The sequence below is a fragment of the Thermosynechococcus sp. genome (assembly GCF_046299655.1).
Classification (GTDB): Bacteria; Cyanobacteriota; Cyanobacteriia; order Thermosynechococcales; family Thermosynechococcaceae; genus Thermosynechococcus.
In genome coordinates, this window is sequence record NZ_JBKBHZ010000015.1 from 1 (window position 1) to 19,163 (window position 19,163).

Genomic DNA, 19,163 nt, shown 5'->3' on the forward strand with positions numbered 1-19,163 from the left:
TGCACGTTGAAGAGGAGTTGAATACCGTTGGGTGCTGTTACAAGGCGAATGCCCGTAATCTCAGTTGTGGTTGCCCAAGTGGGCGTTTGACTTGCAGCGATGAGGGCTGTTGTAGCCACCCCTAACCCGAGACGATGTAAAAGCTGACTCACGATGCTTGACTCCTCACAAATGCCACCAAACGTACGAAAAGAGAATGCAACTCAGTCCCAAAACTATCTACGCTGCTTCTTTGATTGCCATGCGCTATTGCTGCTGTGGTTGTCCTTGCTGCTCACCTCCTTGGGGCTGTCCCTCTTGGGGCGGTGGTGCCAGTGCGGCAATTTCCTCAGGGGTTAGGGGCACATAGGCCATGAGCTTAAATGTGGTAATCACTTCGCCGGGCTTATCAGCAACGAGTTCCATCGTTAGATTGTTAATAACGAGGAAGTTTTGCTGCTGATCAATTTTCTGCATGATTTGGATAATGGCAGGAAAAGGGCCTTGGACAGTGATATTGGTGACCCGTTGTTTTAGTTTGGCATTTAATTCGGGGCCAAGGGAGCCGTCTTGGACAATTCCTGAAGCTGCACTATCGGGTTCAAAGGTATTCAATTGGGCACCGCTGGTGCGAATTAGGCGGTTAATGTCAAGGAGAAGGGTGTCTAGGGCTTCCTGTGTCGCAAAGAGCGATCGCACGTCACGATTTTCCTGCTTGGCGCGCTCTAACCCTGCTACCACATCATTGAGTTGCTTCAGGATCACTTCCCGTTGGGAGAGATCATTTTCCTGTTGGCTAATTTCTTCCTGTAGCTTGGCGGCTTCCTCGAGCTTGGGGGCAATGAGAAGACTCCCTAGATAGACCGCTGCTCCCAAACCGACGAGGGCAATCAGTACTCCACTAACCACAGGGGTTAGGGTAATGCCAAAGACCGTCGGATAATTGGGTGCGGGTTCCTCAATCGGGGGGCCGCCAAAATCGCCAGTTAGGGTCATTGCTGTACCACTCCTTTTTCTTTGAGAAATTGAATGCGCGCCACCAGTCCTTCAACGCCATTGGCGGCAAGTTCCTCAAGGAGTTCTGATGCTGGCACGCTGGCGATCGCCGTCTTGATATTGAAGGAAACTCTTGCGGTTGTCTCTTCTTCACCCTGTTGATTTGTCCGTTCCGCCTTCACCAACTGAGTCGCCTTGCCATCAAAGAAGGGAGAGCGATTTTGCAAGAGTAAGAGAAAGTCACTGACGGCATCAAAGGACACGGCTGTGCCTTCAATCGTTAGCTCTTGGCCGGTTTGCCCGCCTTGGGTAATTCGCCGAATTTGCACCCCTGCTGGCGTTTGAATGGCCATATTGCGCATCACCGCCGCCCAAGGCTTGACTTGATTAAATACAGTGGCTAGGGCTTTGGTTTCCGCTGATATTTGCTCCTGCTCTTTTTTGATTTGATCCATGCGCTGCAGGTCTGGAGAAATAGCCGCAAGACGATCTTGAATTGCTTTTTGCTTTTCTGTGAGTTGTTGCAGCCAGAGGTTCGCCCCCATCGAGCCAACCAAAGCCAGACCCACAAAGAAGAGGGCAGCGATACCACCAATAATAATTGGTATATTGTTTATTTCTGATGCTGCGGTTGTGGTGACAGCCATGCGCCCTACTTCAGGGCGTTCTTTAAGGAGATTAATCTCAATTGAGTACATCGGGGGGAATACTCCTAAGCGCCACGCAGACCAAGACCAATCACCGTGCCGAGGGCAGGGCGTTTTTCAAAGGGAATTTCTTCAGGGGTTTGCAGTCCCAGCAAACTAATGGGGTCAACCAAAGTAGTGGCATAGTTGAGCCGCTGACTAAAAAATTCATCCACTTGACCAATGCTGGCACCCGGACCTGCCAGCAGCAACTGCGAGACCTCTAGACTCTCCCCTTGGTTGAGGTAAAAGTCAATAGAGCGGCGGATTTCGTCTGCGAGATCGGAGAGCACTCGCAAAATAGCGGCACCACTGGGGTTGAGTGCTCCGGTCACATCCATCGGCTCTAGGGGAACCGTCAGATTCTCAAGCAGGTCAACACCCATCGAAGGCGGCAGGTTCATGGCGCGGCTAATGGCTTCTTGCATCCGTTCTTTGCCAATGGGCACTTTGCGGTTGAACTGCGGAATGCCATCCTTGACGATGCTGATTTCTGTGCCTTCGTCGCCTATATCAATAATCGCTGCTGCTTCCCCCACAAACTGCTGTAGCGAATCCCGCAGGGTACGCATCAGGGCAAAATTGGTCACTTCAAGGGCTGTGAGTTGTAAACCCGCTTGGGTAAAGGCGTTGATGTAGGTATCGGTGACTTCGCGGGGCGTGCCCACAAGCAAAATTTCCACTCGCTCAATACCATCTTCATCAAGGGAGGTTCCCAGTTTTTGATAGTCAATATCAGCTTCTTCGCGAGGAAAGGGGAGATACAGTGGGGCTTCCTGCATGAGAACCACTTCCCGCAATTCGTAGTCGGGTAATTCCGCAGGCAGGCGAATCAGGCGAATCACCGCTTGATTCATGGGAATGGCACTGATCACCTCTTTTTGTTTGATGCGCTTTTCCTCAATCCCTTGACGAATGGCATCAGCAACGGCGGTGATGTCAATGATGCGGCCTTCTTGAATGGCGCTTTCACTGAGGGGCACTGAGGCCATTGCTGTCATTTTCAGACCCTGTTTTTGCCGCTGCAGCTGCACGATATTGACCCGCTCTGGGGTGAGTTCAATCCCCAAGCCCTGCTTTGGTTTTGCAAATAGATTTCCCAGCACAGTATCACCCACCAGTGAACGGTCAAGTTGGCATTAGCGAGATGGTGTGAAGAGTGAATTTTAGAACAAGGCTGCGCCTTACCCCACAGGGCTATGCACACACCTCGGCTGCTAAAGCGATCATAACTAATGGGCATCAGTTCCTTTCAATACATTGGTATGGTTTGCAAAGTGGCTTTATGCAGAAAGAGTCGAGGGGCTAAGACGATCAGCCTACTGTGCCCAAGAATGTACTTGCCCTTGGTTTTCGCGGCTGAGCTGAAGCAGAAGCGAGGGGTCACAGTTCATTACAAAGAATCCTAAAACAATCTCGGACTAGGAGGCGGCTCCCCCGCCCTCTGGGTGTGCTGTCTATAAAGTCTCAGAATTTGGTGAAGTCTCAGAATTTTGTGTAGATAAAAGCCGCACACAGGCACAGGCGATCGCCCAATCCTCTTGCGTATGTACAACTAACACGCGCACGGGGGCATCCGCCGGCGCAAGGTCGCGATCGCCCGCTCCCTCTTCATTCAATGCCCTATCTAGCTCAATGCCTAGCCAACTTAGCCCTTGGCAGACATCCCGTCGCACACCGGCAGCATTCTCGCCAATTCCTGCGGTGAACACTAGCCCATCGAGACCCCCCAGAGCCGGCAAGAGGCTGGCAATCCCCCGTTGCAGGGAATAAATAAAACAGTCATAGGCCAACTGCGCTTGGGCATTTCCTTGATCAATGGCTGCCAAAATCTGCCGCAAATCATTACTGACGCCAGAGACCCCCAACAGTCCCGATTGGCGATTCACCAGTCGATCCAGTTCTTCAACTGTCTTGCCCCGCCGCAGGAGATAAAGCAAAATTCCCGGATCAATGTCGCCACAGCGCGTCCCCATCATCACTCCCGCCGTGGGTGTAAAGCCCATCGTGGTCTCCACAGAAACGCCCCCCTTAACCGCAGTGAGGGAACAGCCATTGCCGAGGTGGCAGGTAATCAGGCGCAACGCTGCTAAGGGACGCTGCAATAGGGTGGCAGCCCGTTCACTGACGTATTGATGGCTAATGCCATGGAAGCCATAGCGTTGAATACCGGCACTTGTGAGTTCATAGGGAATGGCATAGGTGCGTGCCACTGCTGGCAATTGGGCATGAAACGCGGTATCAAACACGGCCACCTGAGGCGTTTGGGGACAAATTTCGGCCATCAGTTCTATTCCGAGCAAATTGGCTGGGTTATGCAGCGGGGCATACTCACTCAATTCCCTAATTGCTGCTTTGACCTGGGTATCTACGCGCACTGCTGCTCGGTAGCGACTGCCGCCATGGACAACCCGATGGCTAATCATCGTAATCTCTGCAAGGCTTTTCAGGATCGTTGTTGGGTCGCTGGTCAGGGTGTCTAGAAGAGTTTTGAGCCAGTCTTGGAGGGCTGCGATCCCGCCCTTTGGATGGGTTAGGTTGGCTTCGTAGCGCTGGCCAGCAGTGGTCACCTTGAGACGCGCCACCGTCGGGTTTTGTCCCCAATCGAGGAGGCCTTGCCAAAGGGGAGCGGGGGGGGTAGCAGCCGTTGCCGCCATTTCAGGCGCTAACCGATACAAACAGGCTTTCAGGCTACTAGAGCCAGCATTTAACACCAGCACCGTGATCATGGCAGGCCCGCAAAAGCATCGCCTCTATCCTACCCAAGCCCCTAGGGAACCGATGCAGTGCAGAACACCTTGACGCGAAAAAGATAGCCCTAGAATTGGGACAGGCATTGGGGAAGTCAGCGTGTTTTGGCAACAGCTTAAATGGCGGCGCCACGGTAAATATCTGCTGCTGTTTCTCTTGGGATTACTGATTGCGGGGGTGGTGCTCAGCCAATGGCGATCGCACCCGCTTATCCGCCCTACCCTAGAGCCGCTGCCTCAGCATCCGCAAATCGCAGTGCATATGAATCATTCCCAAGCCCACCGTTACCAAGAACCCTATCGCCCCTATACCCGTGAAGGGGAAGACCTTGAGGCAATCATAATTGAGCAGATTGCCCAAGCCCAGAAGACCATTGATGTGGCGGTGCAGGAGTTTCGCCTACCGAATCTGGCCAAGGCTCTAGCAGCACGGCAGCAGGCGGGGGTACGCGTGCGGGTGATTATGGAGAATACCTACACTGCCCCCTGGGCAACCTACAGTGCCGCGCAAGTGAGTGCCATGGATCCCAGAATGCGCGAGCGCTATAACGAGTGGAAAGCCTTAGTGGATACCAACGGCGATGGCCAACTCAGTGCCGCTGAACTGGGCGATCGCGATGTGCAGACAATTCTCAATGAGGCGAAGATTCCTTGGATGGATGACACTGCCGATGGCTCCAAAGGCAGTCTGCTCATGCACCACAAGTTCATTGTGATTGACGATCGCCAAGTCATTGCGACGACGGCGAACTTTACCCTCAGCGATGTCCATGGTGACTTGGGACGACCCGATACCCGTGGTAATGCCAACTCCCTCTTGGTGATTGATAGCCCCGCGGTGGCACGCCTATTTACTGAAGAATTTAACATTATGTGGGGCGATGGTCCCGGTGGTCAGCCCAATAGTCGCTTTGGGGTCAAAAAGCCAGTGCGACCTCCTCAACGGGTGGCGGTGGGCGATGCCATGGTGACGGTGCGCTTTTCTCCTAGTCCAGCCTCTGTCCCTTGGCCAGACACCACCAATGGCCTCATTGGACAGACCCTGAGGCGCAGTCGCCAAAAAGTTGATCTCGCGCTCTTTGTTTTCTCTGATCAGGAGTTGTCCAACCTGCTTGAGGAACGCCACAACCAAGGGGTGAGCATCCGCGCCCTCATTGACTCAGGATTTATCTACCGTGACTTTAGCGAAGCCCTCGATATGATGGGGGTAGCGATGGCCAATACAGCCCAAGCCCGTCAAGGCAACTGTTACTACGAAGCCGGCAACCGCCCGTGGCAAAACCCGATTCAAACGGTGGGCACCCCCCTGTTACCGGCGGGCGATAAGCTGCACCATAAGTACGGCGTCCTGGACGATCGCACTGTCATTGTGGGTTCCCACAACTGGTCAGAGGCGGCCAATCGTGGCAACGATGAATTCTTGCTGGTGATTGAGCATCCCACCGTAGCAGCTCACTACAAACGGGAGTTTGAGCGCCTGTATAGCAATAGTCGTCTAGGTCTGCCGCAGCACATTCGCGATCGCATTCAGCAGCAGTTGATCGCCTGTGGCAGTAAGATTGCCACTCGACCTGCCCCTGCTTCAGGAAATCGTGCCAGCACGCCTACCGCACGGGTAAATTTGAACACGGCCACTGCCGCTGAACTGCAAACCCTACCGGGCGTCGGACCAAAGCTGGCGGCTGAAATTATCCGTGCCCGCGAGCAAAAGCCCTTTCAATCCTTGGCGGATTTAGATGCTGTCCCCGGTGTCGGACCGAAGCTCCTCGATCGCTTGCGCGATCGCGTGACGTGGTAACCGAATAAATCACACCTAATCAATTTAAGTTAATAAGTTAGTTAATAAGTTACAAGGGTGGTAATTGGCACATCGGGAAGCTTTTTCCGTCCTCCCAAGTCCGTCAGCTCGACGATAAAGGCAAAGCCATGAAGTTCGGCTTGCGCTTGTTGGATGAGACCTGCCGCTGCTGCCGCTGTGCCCCCTGTAGCAATCAAATCATCAACAATTAACACCCGCCGACCCGGTTCGATGGCATCTTGGTGCATTTCCAAGCGATCGCGCCCATACTCTAGCTCATACTCCACCGCATAGACCGGCGCACAGAGTTTCCCCGGCTTGCGCAAAGGGATAAAGCCTGCCCCCAAGCGATAGGCCAAGGGAGCACCAAAAATAAATCCCCGTGACTCGATGCCGGCCACATAATGAATGCCATCGTTGGCGTGTTTTTCCACCAATTGGTCAATAACGTAGCGCAGCCCCGCCTGATTTTGCAGCAGCGTTGTTAAATCCCGAAACAAAATGCCCGGCTTAGGGAAGTCTGGGACATCGCGAATCAAGGATTTCAGATCCATAGGTAGTGTGTTTCCAATCAGTTCAGAAGCATCCTATCTTAGATCCTGTCTAACGCCAAAAGTAGTGGGCAATAAAAATAACCGCCAATCCCCAGAGGGCAGGATGCACTTCTCTCCCTTTGCCTGCAGCTAGTTTCACAATTGGATAGCTAATAAATCCCACCGCTAGCCCCTCACTGATGGAGTAGCTCAAGGGCATCACCAACACCACCAAAAAAGCAGGAATCGCTTCCGTGAGATCAGACCAAGGAATGTCTGGGAGCGATCGCGCCATAAAAACACCAACCAGCACCAAAGCCGGTGCCGTGGCAAAACTGGGAATGGCGGTCGTAAGCGGCAAAAACAGCAGTGAGAGCAAAAACAAGCCCCCCACCATCAGCGCCGTCAGCCCCGTCCGTCCCCCCACGGCAATGCCTGCTGCCGATTCAATATAGGTGGTCACTGTCGAAGTGCCAAAGAGGGCGCCAACAATTGTCCCGACTGCATCCGCCATAAAGGCTCCCAAGGCGCGGGGGAAATGTCCCTGCTGATTGAGAAACCCTGCCTGTACCCCCACCGCCGAAAGGGTGCCTACGGTGTCAAACATATCGGTAAAAAGCAGTACCAAGGTTACCAAGAGAAAAGACCCCAACTGCTGCGGTTGCAATTGTCCAAAGCCCACTAAGGCTTGACCAAAGAGATGGGACGGCCATTGCGGCCATTGGATCAAAGCCGTCGGCCAAGGGGCAGCCCCCACGAGCCATGCAGCTAAGGCAGTAATCATCACCCCCCAAAAAATCGCCCCCCGCACCCCCTTGGCACAGAGAAACGCCGTCAAAAGAATCCCAAGGGCAGCGAGGATGGGTGGCCATGTGTCAAAGGTGGTGAGTTTCGTTTTCGTAGCGGCATCAGCGATGATAATTCCCGCATTGCCAAGGCCAATGTAGGCAATAAATAGCCCTACCCCAGCCGCAATCGCCACCTTCAAGGACATGGGAATCATATTCACAATCAGCGATCGCAGCCCCGTTAGGGTCAGCAGCACAAACACAATGCCCTCCAAGAGTACCGCACTCAATGCCAACGGCCAAGGCAGCCCCATCTGCCCCACCACCGCAAAAGCAAAAAAGGCATTGATGCCCATGCCGGGGGCCAACGCAATCGGGTAATTCGCCCAAATTCCCATCAAAATACTACCCACTGCCGCCGATACTGCGGTTGCAATCACCAACTCCGTCTGTAAATCCTGTGGCTGTTCCAGAAAAATGGCATTGGAAAGAATTTGCGCATTGACGGGCAAGATGTAGGCCATCGTTAGAAATGTCGTCAGTGCCGCCAGTGCCTCGGTGGAGAGCGAGGTGTGTGCCTGCTGCAAATTGAACCAAGCCCTAAAGCGTGAGTACCTATGTCCCCTCAAAAAGTTGCTCCTTTGTGCGAGAGTTATTCAAGTTTATTTACACTGAAACCAAGTATCAGTGAATTTGATAAGGCTTGGGCTTGTCCCTAAAGCAAGATTGGCTATTTCATACTCGAAATACTCTTGAGATGCGGCCTTCTGGGCAAAAGGTATAATAGGAGGCGGGACATGGATGTGAGTGAGATCACATCACTTCTCTCAAGTTTGCAATTACTCAAGTTTGCAATTAAATTATATCAACCGTGTATAAAGGCATATTCAACTCAGCATCAGCAGCAACTCAGTTCTTGTGGTCAAGATATATTGCAAGATATATTGATAGAGCAAAGGTTGGGGCAATAGAGAATAAGCCAATGATGAAGAAACTAGTGCGATCGCTGAAACGTCGCTATCCCCGTCTAGGGTATCGGCAGCGGCAGCGGGGGTTTACACTCCCCTTGGTCTTGGGTATGGGGTTGATCATGATTGTGGTTGCCCTCACCCTGCTCTCGCGATCGCAACTGGATGTGAGTACTGCTAGCCTGCAAAAACAAACCCAGCAGGCCTTTGCGGTAGCGGAAGGGGGTATGGCGCGTACCCTTGGCTTACTCAATGGCAACTACCAGATTCTGCTGCGCCGCACCTACAACCCCGCCACGAATACGAACTTTAATCCTCCCCGCCCCTATCTGATCAGCCGTGCAGCGGATGCAACAAAAGTTGGTCAGCCCAATACCACAGGTCTGGATGTGCCCCCTGTGAATGAGTGGACAGCGGCGAGTCTTGGTTCTGATGCGCCCCCCTGCTTTACCCTCGACAACTTGAATACGATGGTCCTCAACGGCACGATTGGCACCCCTGTGCAGGGCAATTACCGTATTCTCTCCTATCTCTACGATGCCCCAACCCAAACAGGACACCTGTTGATAGAAGGTCGCCTAGCCAATAACTCTCCTGCCAATGCCTTCATCTTGCAAAAGATGGTAATTACGGATCGCAGTGTGCCCGCCAACTTTCCCGGACTACTGGCGCAAAGCATTAACCTTGGCAACAATGATGTCTTTGGCACCGTCAACGGCAACGTAATCTGCACTAACCCAGCCAACTGTGTAGTGCCCCAAGCACAGTGTGTCAATGGCCAACCGACACGAGAGGGACTGCGCACTGCCGTGGGAGCACTTAATAACTCAACTATTGAGGGGGCGATCGCCATCAACAAGATTAACCTACCGCCCTTTCCCACTTGGCCAAATCCAGTTGGCGGCTCTGTGCTGGGCAATCTTACCCTGACCCCGCTACCCAGTTGGTTGCCCGCAAAGCAAATTCAAGACTTTCAGGACGCCCTAGGAGCATCAGGGGGGTATAGTCAGGGAGCTTATGACTTAGGAAATATTACCGATAATACAACTTTTCCACGAAGCGGCGATTACCCCTACGTTAACCCTGACCCCAACATTCCCTTCTTTATCCCTGATCCCCTACGGCCCGGGGAACGAATTGTGAATCCAGAGAAAGTCTATTACGCCTATCGGATTAACAACATTAACCTCAGTGGCAATGACAGAGTAACATTCGATACCAGTAAGTACGCCGTCCGACTCTACGTCAGTGGCAACATCTCCCTCAGTGGGAATGCGGGAATTGATAATGTCTGCAGCCCCGATAGTTCTACTTGTGGTACCGGTGCCAATATGGGACTTCCCAGCGGTGTCGGCACGCCGGATCGCCTGCGCATCTATGGTAATCCCCCAGACCCAAATAATATGAGCACTGACCAAGACTTTACCCTCAGCGGTGGTGCCCAAGCAGGCAGTCTCTTTGTCTATGCGCCCGATGCCAAGGTGGGAATTAATGGCGGTAGCCGCGATCCAGACATTGTTGGTGCAGTATGGGCCAAAGAGTGGAACGGCTCTAGCTCGAACAATGCGGAAATCAGAGTGCCCGATCGCCTGCCAGAAGCTTTGGGGGGCGACTATGCCAATGCCTCAATTGTTGTGGCACGCACCACTGAAGCCAGCAACTGGAACCGCCTAGCTCAGTACTAAATTTGGAGGCAGTGTTGATGACTCGTAGTAAGTTTTATTTCCACTGGCTGGTGCAGCACCATTGCCACGGCTTTACCCTTGCGGAGGTCTTGGCTTCGATCTTGCTCATTGGCCTCTTTACCTTGTCAGCCCTGCAAACACTTGTGATTGCCGCCTTTTTCCAAGCGGATGCCCGTAAATTTGCCGAGGCCAGCAACTGGATCCAAGAAGATTTAGAAAACATTAAAATCGTTGCCTACGACCTCTGTCAAACCAAGTTTGCCCAGCGCAAGCTAGCAGCGCCTGCCCAAGGGAATGAAACCACCTTAACACTGGCATTGATTGCACCCGATGAAAGCGACTATGATCAAGCGATGCCTCCAGAGTATCGTGTGGGGGGCGCCTGTCCTGTGACCTCACCCACGGATGGGTTTCGAGTGGGCGATCGTGTGCTCATTGGCTCGGACTCGGGCACACGCCGTATTGTCTCCATTTCGGGCAATACGATTACCTTGGACTCGTCAGTCGGGAGCTACCGCGGAGCGGGTACTCGTGTCTATGCCCGCTGTCGGATTCAAGCCAATGAAACCGATGGCATTGATGGTGGCTTTGGTGCCTACCTGCAAACCTTGATTCCGCCGATGAACAGCAGCAATAATAGTCGCCCCATTGTCAATGACACGTTTACAATGACGCGCACACCCACCACCCGTGCTGAGGCACCTTTCCAAACCTTAGAACTGGCCTATTCTGTGCGCGATAGTAACAACCGTGTCGTTGCTCAACTCTCAACCGAGGTGGTGCCCAATGCGTTTTTCCGCTGTCCGTGAGCAGGGCATGACCCTGATTGAAATCCTGATTGTTCTCACTGTGGCCACGATTTTAGCCGTGGCTGTTACGCCAAGCTTTCTTTATTGGCTGCAAACGCAGCGGGTCAACCAAGCGCTTGAGCGTCTAGAGGGGGCACTCCGCGAAGCGCAACGGGAGGCAATGCGGCGCAACCAAGCCTGTCGAGTGACCATTAACACGGGAACCAACCCCACGATTGTCGGCGATCCACCCCAATGTTTGCCCAATGGCCCTCGTCAACTGGAGAATGTCACACTGCGTCGAGGAACGGGTACTGCGTTCATCCGGTTTGGCTTTCAGGGACGCACCAGTAGTACCGGTACCATTGTGATTGCTGCCACCAGTAATCCGACCCTTCAGCGCTGTTTGGTGGTCTCCTTAGGATTGGGCATCATGCGCACCGGCAATTACCTTGAAACTGACACCACGGGTACAACTGCCGATAACTGTCAAACGCGCAAATAAGGAGCAGGGAGATGCAGGACTGGCGCAGAGTTAATCGCGGCTTTACACTGACGGAGTTATTGGTGGCGGCTGCCGTTGGCAGTATTGTGGTGGCCATGAGTGGTTGGGCAATGGTGGCAATCCTGCAAAACAATCGCCGTGTTGAAGAGCAGGCAATGACTCGCATGAATCTCAGCCGCGCCCTCGACTTTATCTCCGATGACATTCGTTCAGCAATCCGCATTTCAACAACGGCGCCCCCAGATTGGACAATTCCCAGTGGGGGGTATCAATTGGTGATGTTTATCGAAAAACCAGCAGATAACCTCGAAGAGCAGGAGAACGGCACCTTGGCCAGCACCACCCGCGTGGCCTATTACACCCGTCCCAAAACAAGTAATGTCGTGTGGCGCGGCCCGATGATTCTCTATCGCCAAAAAATTGGCGACCCTACCCCCAATGCCTTGATTGATGGCCTTGCCAACACCAGTCCCAACTGCACCAATAATTTGCGCGGCGCAACGGATAGTGGCACCGATAAAGGAGGCTTTCGGGTTTTTGTGCAGCATCAACGCAACGTCAAGCTGTGCATTGCGGGTCTGGTGGAATCAACAGGTGTCCTTTACCAAGCCGAAACCTTGGCAGCAGTGCGTTCTGGATCTGCCACACCCACTCCCTAAAAACACCGCGGATTCTTAAGGCTGGCTTTTTGGGGCGATCGCGGAAACCAAAAGGCCCTCAGCCATAAGCCATTAGGTTACTGACAATGCTCAATATGCTTGACCTAAATTCCAAAAAATGAATACACTGTTTTTGTACAGATGAAAAAACATGGCTCAAGAGGCAAAAGGTTGTCCTCAGCAAGCCACTTTCAACCTCCGTAAGGAGGGGGATTATACGTTTTGGCAATGAGGGTTACGTACTTCATTGCTGGGGTAATACGTGCTGTAAAGTGCGTGTTGCTATCGTTATTGTTTGAGGAGGATCAGCGATGATGTATAGTCCTGTGGCTGCGATGCAGCCTGTTAAGCCTCGCTTGGGGATTCACCTGATTGGTGACTTGTATCAGTGTCGTGGAGACATTCGTTACTTTATAGATCGTAATTGCCTTAGGACGCTATGCCTCGAGGCAGTACACGACGCCGGCCTAATAGCCTTGGGGGATTTATTTCACCAATTTGGACAAGCAGGTGGTGTCACTGGTGCAGTTGTGCTCGCAGAGTCCCACCTCACAATTCACACATGGCCTGAAAAGCGGTATGTCACCTTGGATGTGTACGTTTGCAACTACAGCCAAGATAATCGTCACAAAGCGCAAAAGTTGTTTGATCAGCTTGTTGTTGTTTTTGATCCAGCATTGCCCCGCACTCAGTGCGTTGAGCGAGAATAATTTTTCGCATTAAGGTTGCATTTAGCGTTGTCAAGGTTGTTTGCAAAAGATGACAAGTCATAGTCTTTATCTCCTTGAGCAGCTTAATTCGGGCTGTGGTTACTTTATCCAAGCCGATCGTTGCTTATTGGCAAAACGCACTCGTTACCAAGACCTTGCTCTATATGAGTCTGCCCATTTTGGCAAGTTTCTCTGCCTAGATAACCTATTTATGACCTCAGAGGCAGATGAATTTTTTTACCATGAAAATCTTATTCATCCAGCAGCAATGACTCATCCAGCTCCTCGGTCAGCCCTCATCATTGGGGGGGGAGATGGTGGCGCTGCTGAGGAAGTACTTAAACACTCCACTATCGAACACGTTGTATTGGCTGAGTTGGATGCAGAAGTGGTTGATGTCTGTCGTGAACAATTGGGAACCATCCATCGCGGTGTTTTTGACGATCCTCGCCTACAACTGATGATTGGGGACGGGCGCACTTATCTTGAAAATGTGACTACTACCTTTGATCTCATCATTTTGGATTTAACCGATCCCCAAGGTCCTTCTTTGGGACTTTATACTCAAGAGTTTTACCATCTCTGTAAGACTCGCCTATCAGGGGCAGGGTTGCTAGCGCTTCATGTGGAATCTCCCATTTCACGCCCTAAGACTTATGCCCGTATCATCACCACGCTCTGTCAAGTCTTTCCAATTGTGCGCCCCTATTTAGTTTATATTCCCCTCTACGGAACTTGGTGGGGAATGGCAACGGCCTCAGAAAGTAGTGATCCCTGCGCCTTGACTCCTTCAGAAGTAGAGCACCAAATTGCCACAAGGGGAATTGAACACTTGCGCTTTTACAATGGGGACACCCACCGCAGTGTATTTGCCCTGCCCAATTTTATTCGTGAGTTGCTGAGGCAACCCGTGTCTCCTCTGACTGATGCGAGTGTTGATCTGGACGAAGCGCCACTGCCCTATCGTTTGAAGGTGGTGTCTGAATCTGTAACACCCATGCCCTAGAGACAGCGCGGATCCTTAAGGCTGGCTTTTTGGGGCGATCGCGGGAACCAAAAGGCGGTGCGCTGGCAAATGTTCACAAGCATCAACATGACCGGCACCTCGATGAGAACGCCCACAACTGTTGCCAAAGCTGCCCCTGAATTGAGGCCAAAGAGGGTAATAGCAGTGGCGATCGCCACCTCAAAATGGTTACTGGCACCAATCATTGCGGCGGGTGCTGCATCTTCATAGTCCAAGCGCAGTTGCCGTGCCACCAAATAGCCCAGCCAAAAGATCAAGTTCGTCTGCACAAAAAGGGGAATGGCAATCAACAAGATATGGAAGGGTGCTTCGACAATCAGCTCCCCCTTAAAGGCAAAGAGCAGAACTAAGGTAATGAGCAGGGCAGTGATGGCGATCGGGTCAAGCATGGGCAAGAACCGTTTTTCAAACCACTCCTGTCCCCGATGGCGCAAAATCCAGTGGCGGCTATACACCCCAACCACGAGGGGCAATCCCACATAGATGAGCACCGATAGAAGAATGGTTAGCCAAGGCACGGTCAAATCACTGGCGGCCAGCAAAAAGCGACCCAAGGGCGCATAGAGAAAGAGCATCGTCAGAGAGTTAATCGCCACCATCACCAACGTTAGCCCCTGATTCCCATAGGCTAAGTATCCCCACATCAGCACCATGGCGGTACAGGGAGCAATTCCCAAAAGAATCGCCCCCGCAATATAGGAGTCCACCAATGGCAGAGTCTGGCCGCGAATGACTTCTGTCCCCCCCAACCAAGGCCGAAAGAGGTAGCCCAAAAAAAACTGGGCAATCCACAGCATCGTAAAGGGCTTAATCCCCCAGTTAATCATCAGGGTGAGCAACACAGGTTTTGGGGTACGGAACGCCCGATCAATCTGGCTGAAGTCAATTTTGACCATGATCGGGTACATCATAAAAAACAGACAGATGGCGATGGGGATAGACACTTGGTACAGGCTTAAGCGATCTAACGTGATGGCAACCCCCGGAAACAGACGCCCTAGCAGGATTCCCGCAAAAATACAGAGGATGACCCACACCGTCAGGTAACGTTGAAATACACTTAGGCGAATTGGGGAGTTCTCTGACATCCAACTTTCTAAGAACAACATTAAGCCGTTACAGCCTCCAGCACCCATTCTAACGCAGTTCATTTCTTGGGCGTCGCCGCCAAGTGGTTTAGCCATGGGCGAGTCTTGGCTCTAGAGATCCGGCTTTGCAGTCCTTAACGCTAGGAAAGCCGCCCCCCGCGGCCAAGAGGCCATTAGAATGTCATCCGAACGTCATCAGATCGTGATTGTTGCCCCCAAAAGACAAGTGGAATCCCAAGGGGAAGTGTAGGATAGGGAAGGCGTCATTGCGGCGTCGCGAGAAGTCGTTTGGCTACGTTCTATGCCTCGTCGTACCGATATTTCCAAGATTCTCATTATTGGTTCCGGCCCCATTGTGATTGGCCAAGCTTGCGAATTTGACTATTCAGGAACCCAAGCCTGTAAGGCGTTGCGCGAAGAGGGTTACGAGGTGGTGTTGATTAACTCCAACCCCGCCACAATTATGACCGATCCAGAAATGGCGGATCGCACCTACATTGAACCCCTCACTCCCGAAATCGTGGAAAAGGTGATTGCCGCAGAACGTCCTGATGCCCTGCTGCCCACCATGGGGGGACAAACAGCCCTGAACTTGGCCGTGGCCTTGGCAAAGTCGGGTGTCCTCGATCGCTATGGCGTGGAACTGATTGGCGCTAAACTGCCGGCCATTGAAATGGCTGAGGATCGCAAACTCTTTAAGGAGGCCATGCAGCGAATCGGCGTGGCGGTGTGTCCCTCTGGCCTAGCCAATACTCTTGAAGAGGCACGGGCGATCGCCCAAGAGATTGGCGTTTATCCCCTAATCATTCGCCCCGCTTTTACCTTGGGGGGCACAGGTGGTGGCATTGCCTACAACCAAGAGGAATTTGAAGAGATTGCCGCTGCCGGGCTAGAGGCCAGTCCCGTCTCGCAAATCCTGATTGAGCAGTCCCTCATTGGCTGGAAAGAATACGAACTCGAAGTCATGCGGGACATGGCCGACAACGTGGTCATCATCTGCTCCATTGAGAATGTTGACCCCATGGGCATCCACACCGGCGACTCGATTACCGTGGCCCCTGCCCAAACCCTGACGGACAAAGAATACCAGCGACTGCGGGATGCCGCCATCAAAATTATTCGCGAAATTGGGGTGGAAACCGGCGGCTCAAACATTCAGTTTGCCGTGAACCCGGAAACGGGGGAAGTGATTGTCATTGAAATGAATCCCCGCGTCTCCCGCTCCTCAGCACTTGCTTCTAAGGCCACGGGCTTCCCCATTGCCAAAATGGCGGCAAAATTGGCCGTGGGCTACACGCTATCGGAAATCCCCAATGACATTACCAAGAAAACACCCGCTAGCTTTGAACCCACGATTGATTATGTGGTCACCAAAATTCCCCGCTTTGCCTTTGAGAAGTTTCCCGGCTCGCAGCCGGTGCTGACCACGCAAATGAAGTCCGTGGGGGAAGCCATGGCCATTGGCCGCACCTTCCAAGAGTCCCTGCAAAAGGCCCTGCGATCGCTGGAGACAGGACGCGCCGGCTGGGGGTGCGATCGCCCCGAAAAACTGCCGAGCCTTGAGCAACTGCGGGGAAAACTGCGCACACCCAATCCCGATCGCATCTTTGCCATTCGCCACGCCTTCCTTTTGGGGATGAGCGTTGAGGAGGTTTACGAACTCACGGCCATTGATCCGTGGTTTTTGCGCCAGATGCAGGGACTCCTAGAAACGGAAAAATTCCTCAAGCGCAGCAAACTGGAGCACCTCACGGCTGATGATCTCTGGCGGGTGAAACAACAGGGCTTTAGTGATGCCCAAATTGCCTACGCCACCAAAACCACCGAGGATCAGGTGCGTGCCTATCGCCAATCCCTCGGTGTGGTTCCCGTCTATAAAACCGTGGATACCTGTGCTGCCGAGTTTGAGGCCTACACGCCCTACTACTACTCCACCTATGAGCGGCCTGTGGAGCAAATTAACCCTGAGACCGGCGAAGTCGAAGTACTCCCCCCCCAATCGGAGGTCTTGCCCCCCCGTAAGCCGCGGGTGATGATTCTGGGATCAGGGCCGAACCGCATTGGCCAAGGAATTGAATTTGATTACTGCTGCTGCCATGCCTCCTATGCCCTGCGAGCGGATGACTATGAAACCATCATGGTCAACTCCAACCCCGAAACGGTTTCCACCGACTACGACACCAGCGATCGCCTCTACTTTGAACCCCTGACCAAAGAGGATGTCCTGAACATTATTGAAGTAGAGCGCCCGGTGGGCATCATTATTCAATTTGGTGGTCAAACGCCCCTGAAGTTGGCCCTCCCCCTCCAAGAGTACCTCGCAACCCATGGCGATCGCCTAGGAACAAAAATTTGGGGCACATCTCCGGACTCCATTGATATTGCCGAAGACCGCGAACGCTTCGAGAAAATTTTGCGGGAGTTAAACATTCCTCAACCCCCCAATGGCACGGCTCGCAGTTATGCCGAAGCCCTGAGTATTGCCCAGCGCATTAGCTACCCCGTGGTGGTGCGCCCCAGTTATGTGCTCGGCGGTCGTGCCATGGAAATTGTCTATTCCGATGCCGAACTGGAACGCTATATCAATGAAGCGGTGCAGGTGGAGCCAGAGCGCCCGATTCTCATTGATAAGTATCTGGAAAATGCCATTGAAGTGGATGTGGATGCCATTGCCGATGCCACCGGTACCGTGGTGATTGGCGGGATTATGGAACACATCGAACAAGCCGGAATTCACTCCGGGGATTCTGCCTGTAGCTTGCCCACCCAATCCCTCTCGCCCACTGTGTTAGAGACCATCCGCACATGGAGTATTGCCTTGGCCAAGGTGCTAAAAGTGGTGGGACTGATGAACCTACAACTAGCGGTACAAGGGGAGCAGGTCTATATTTTGGAAGCCAACCCACGGGCCTCCCGTACGGTGCCTTTTGTCTCAAAAGCAATTGGCATTCCCCTTGCTAAAATTGCGGCTCGATTAATGTCAGGGAAAACCCTTGCGGAACTGAATTTCCTGAAGGAGAAAATTCCCAACCATGTTGCCGTCAAGGAAGCCGTTCTGCCCTTTGAAAAATTTGCCGGCACCGATACGGTGTTAGGGCCAGAGATGCGCTCCACCGGCGAAGCGATGGGCATTGATATGACCTTTGGTGCCGCCTACGCCAAGTCCCAACTGGCCGCCAATCAAAAGTTGCCCCTGAAAGGCACCGTCTTTGTGTCAATGAGCGATCGCGATAAAGCCGCCATTGTGCCCGTGGTACAGGAGTTGCAGTCCCTTGGCTTTCGGATTATCGCCACGGAAGGCACACGGAATGCCTTACTTGAGGCGGGTTTGAGCAATATTGAACTCATCCTCAAGCTCCATGAAGGGCGTCCCCATGTCCTCGATGCCATTAAAAATGAGCAGATTCACCTGATTCTGAATACCCCCTCAGGTCAAGAGGCGCGTACCGATGCCCAATTGATTCGTCGCACTGCCCTTGCCTACAAGATTCCGATTGTGACGACGATCGCTGGTGCTAAGGCGACGGCTGCCGCCATTAAAACCCTGCAAACCTCAACCCTCGGGGTACGGGCACTTCAGGACTACCATCGGGCGGAATGCTAAACATTGGTTTTGGCAACTATGTTTCGCCGCAGCGACTGCTGGCGATCGTCAGCCCCGATTCTGCGCCAATCAAACGTCTGATTCTGGAGGCACGGGAGCACCATCACCTCATTGATGCTACCCATGGGCGGCGGACTCGTGCTGTATTGGTGTTAGATGGCAAGATTGTTGTTCTCTCGGCGCTGCATCCTGAAACATTGGTGGCACGGCTGAATCCACCCCCCTAGAGGCCTCTAGAAGACGAGAGCACGTTGAGACGAAGGGGCAGTCTCAGTGAGGCTACTCAACTCTTCCAAGTGAGTCGTACAACTATCTACCCCTAGTTAAACCTTGGTTAAAGTGGAATACCCCAACCCGTCGCCCTTGGAAACTGGATTGGGTAGTTTTAGGCGTGAATGTGGCCGAACCGTTTAATTGGCTCGGCGATTTGGGGTGCAAATTTCAACGATTTGTTACACTCTCCAATGGATGGAGATCACCCGAAAGAAACAAATGGCTTGCCCAATTCAGAACGACGCTGCACTAGCGAGCATGGGTATATACAGAGTCAAACACTTCTCTAGATCAGATCATTCGCAACTACTATGCCGCATAGTGTC

General features: G+C 52.7%; 16 protein-coding genes. 9 read left to right on the forward strand and 7 right to left on the reverse strand.

Annotated elements, in window-relative coordinates; translation table 11 throughout:
* Nucleotides 1-246: 246 nt before the first annotated feature.
* The 4 genes from ACK4HN_RS09515 to ACK4HN_RS09530 all read right to left on the reverse strand — a co-directional run bounded on the left by ACK4HN_RS09515 (nt 247) and on the right by ACK4HN_RS09530 (nt 4,390).
* On the reverse strand, nt 247-975 hold the full coding sequence (locus ACK4HN_RS09515; protein ID WP_409869561.1) for a type 4a pilus biogenesis protein PilO: 729 nt from the start codon (nt 973-975) through the stop codon (nt 247-249).
* The gene (locus ACK4HN_RS09520) at nt 972-1,673 is read right to left on the reverse strand and encodes a PilN domain-containing protein (protein ID WP_409869560.1); all 702 of its coding nucleotides are present in this window, start codon (nt 1,671-1,673) and stop codon (nt 972-974) included. Before ACK4HN_RS09520 ends, ACK4HN_RS09515 begins: the two co-directional genes overlap by 4 nt.
* A gap of 14 nt (nt 1,674-1,687) precedes the next feature.
* A complete protein-coding gene (pilM, locus tag ACK4HN_RS09525) occupies nt 1,688-2,767 on the reverse strand; it encodes a type IV pilus biogenesis protein PilM (RefSeq protein WP_409869559.1) in 1,080 nt (359 codons plus the stop codon).
* Between the two features lie 351 nt (nt 2,768-3,118).
* Nucleotides 3,119-4,390, reverse strand: coding sequence for an acetate/propionate family kinase (locus ACK4HN_RS09530; RefSeq protein ID WP_409869558.1), 1,272 nt, complete (start codon nt 4,388-4,390; stop codon nt 3,119-3,121).
* A gap of 121 nt (nt 4,391-4,511) precedes the next feature.
* Here ACK4HN_RS09530 and ACK4HN_RS09535 point away from each other — a divergent pair, with 121 nt between their 5' ends.
* The gene (locus tag ACK4HN_RS09535) at nt 4,512-6,209 is read left to right on the forward strand and encodes a phospholipase D-like domain-containing protein (RefSeq protein WP_409869557.1); all 1,698 of its coding nucleotides are present in this window, start codon (nt 4,512-4,514) and stop codon (nt 6,207-6,209) included.
* 41 nt (nt 6,210-6,250) lie between these two features.
* Here ACK4HN_RS09535 and ACK4HN_RS09540 read toward each other — a convergent pair whose 3' ends face one another.
* Both ACK4HN_RS09540 and ACK4HN_RS09545 read right to left on the reverse strand, forming a co-directional pair.
* Entirely contained in the window at nt 6,251-6,763 is a 513-nt protein-coding gene (locus ACK4HN_RS09540) for an adenine phosphoribosyltransferase (protein WP_409869556.1), read from the reverse strand.
* Between the two features lie 49 nt (nt 6,764-6,812).
* The gene (locus ACK4HN_RS09545; RefSeq protein ID WP_409869555.1) at nt 6,813-8,117 is read right to left on the reverse strand and encodes an NCS2 family permease; all 1,305 of its coding nucleotides are present in this window, start codon (nt 8,115-8,117) and stop codon (nt 6,813-6,815) included.
* 395 nt (nt 8,118-8,512) lie between these two features.
* Between ACK4HN_RS09545 and ACK4HN_RS09550 the strand changes: the two genes are divergently transcribed.
* The 6 genes from ACK4HN_RS09550 (at nt 8,513) to speE (ending at nt 13,851) form a co-directional block, all read left to right on the forward strand.
* Nucleotides 8,513-10,183 (forward strand): hypothetical protein, encoded by a 1,671-nt coding sequence (locus tag ACK4HN_RS09550; RefSeq protein ID WP_409877565.1) that lies wholly within the window; start codon nt 8,513-8,515, stop codon nt 10,181-10,183.
* Nucleotides 10,184-10,200: 17 nt separating this feature from the next.
* Complete coding sequence (locus tag ACK4HN_RS09555) at nt 10,201-10,992, forward strand: prepilin-type N-terminal cleavage/methylation domain-containing protein (RefSeq protein ID WP_409869553.1); 792 nt, start codon at nt 10,201-10,203, stop codon at nt 10,990-10,992.
* Nucleotides 10,970-11,476, forward strand: coding sequence for a GspH/FimT family pseudopilin (locus ACK4HN_RS09560; RefSeq protein WP_409869552.1), 507 nt, complete (start codon nt 10,970-10,972; stop codon nt 11,474-11,476). Before ACK4HN_RS09555 ends, ACK4HN_RS09560 begins: the two co-directional genes overlap by 23 nt.
* Before the next feature lie 11 nt (nt 11,477-11,487).
* Nucleotides 11,488-12,135, forward strand: a complete 648-nt coding sequence (locus ACK4HN_RS09565) for a type II secretion system protein J (RefSeq protein WP_409869551.1) — start codon at nt 11,488-11,490, stop codon at nt 12,133-12,135.
* A 335-nt stretch (nt 12,136-12,470) separates the two neighbouring features.
* Nucleotides 12,471-12,845: an adenosylmethionine decarboxylase gene (gene speD, locus ACK4HN_RS09570; protein ID WP_409877575.1), complete on the forward strand. Its 375-nt coding sequence runs from the start codon at nt 12,471-12,473 to the stop codon at nt 12,843-12,845.
* A gap of 49 nt (nt 12,846-12,894) precedes the next feature.
* Complete coding sequence (speE, locus tag ACK4HN_RS09575; RefSeq protein WP_409869550.1) at nt 12,895-13,851, forward strand: polyamine aminopropyltransferase; 957 nt, start codon at nt 12,895-12,897, stop codon at nt 13,849-13,851.
* Here speE and arsB read toward each other — a convergent pair.
* The gene (arsB, locus tag ACK4HN_RS09580; RefSeq protein WP_409869549.1) at nt 13,848-14,960 is read right to left on the reverse strand and encodes an ACR3 family arsenite efflux transporter; all 1,113 of its coding nucleotides are present in this window, start codon (nt 14,958-14,960) and stop codon (nt 13,848-13,850) included. The genes speE and arsB overlap by 4 nt on opposite strands.
* A 301-nt stretch (nt 14,961-15,261) precedes the next feature.
* On the opposite strand from arsB, the gene carB reads away from it, so the two are divergent.
* Nucleotides 15,262-18,564, forward strand: coding sequence for a carbamoyl-phosphate synthase large subunit (gene carB / locus ACK4HN_RS09585; protein ID WP_409869548.1), 3,303 nt, complete (start codon nt 15,262-15,264; stop codon nt 18,562-18,564).
* On the forward strand, nt 18,558-18,791 hold the full coding sequence (locus tag ACK4HN_RS09590; protein WP_409869547.1) for a DUF370 domain-containing protein: 234 nt from the start codon (nt 18,558-18,560) through the stop codon (nt 18,789-18,791). Before carB ends, ACK4HN_RS09590 begins: the two co-directional genes overlap by 7 nt.
* Nucleotides 18,792-19,163: the final 372 nt, after the last annotated feature.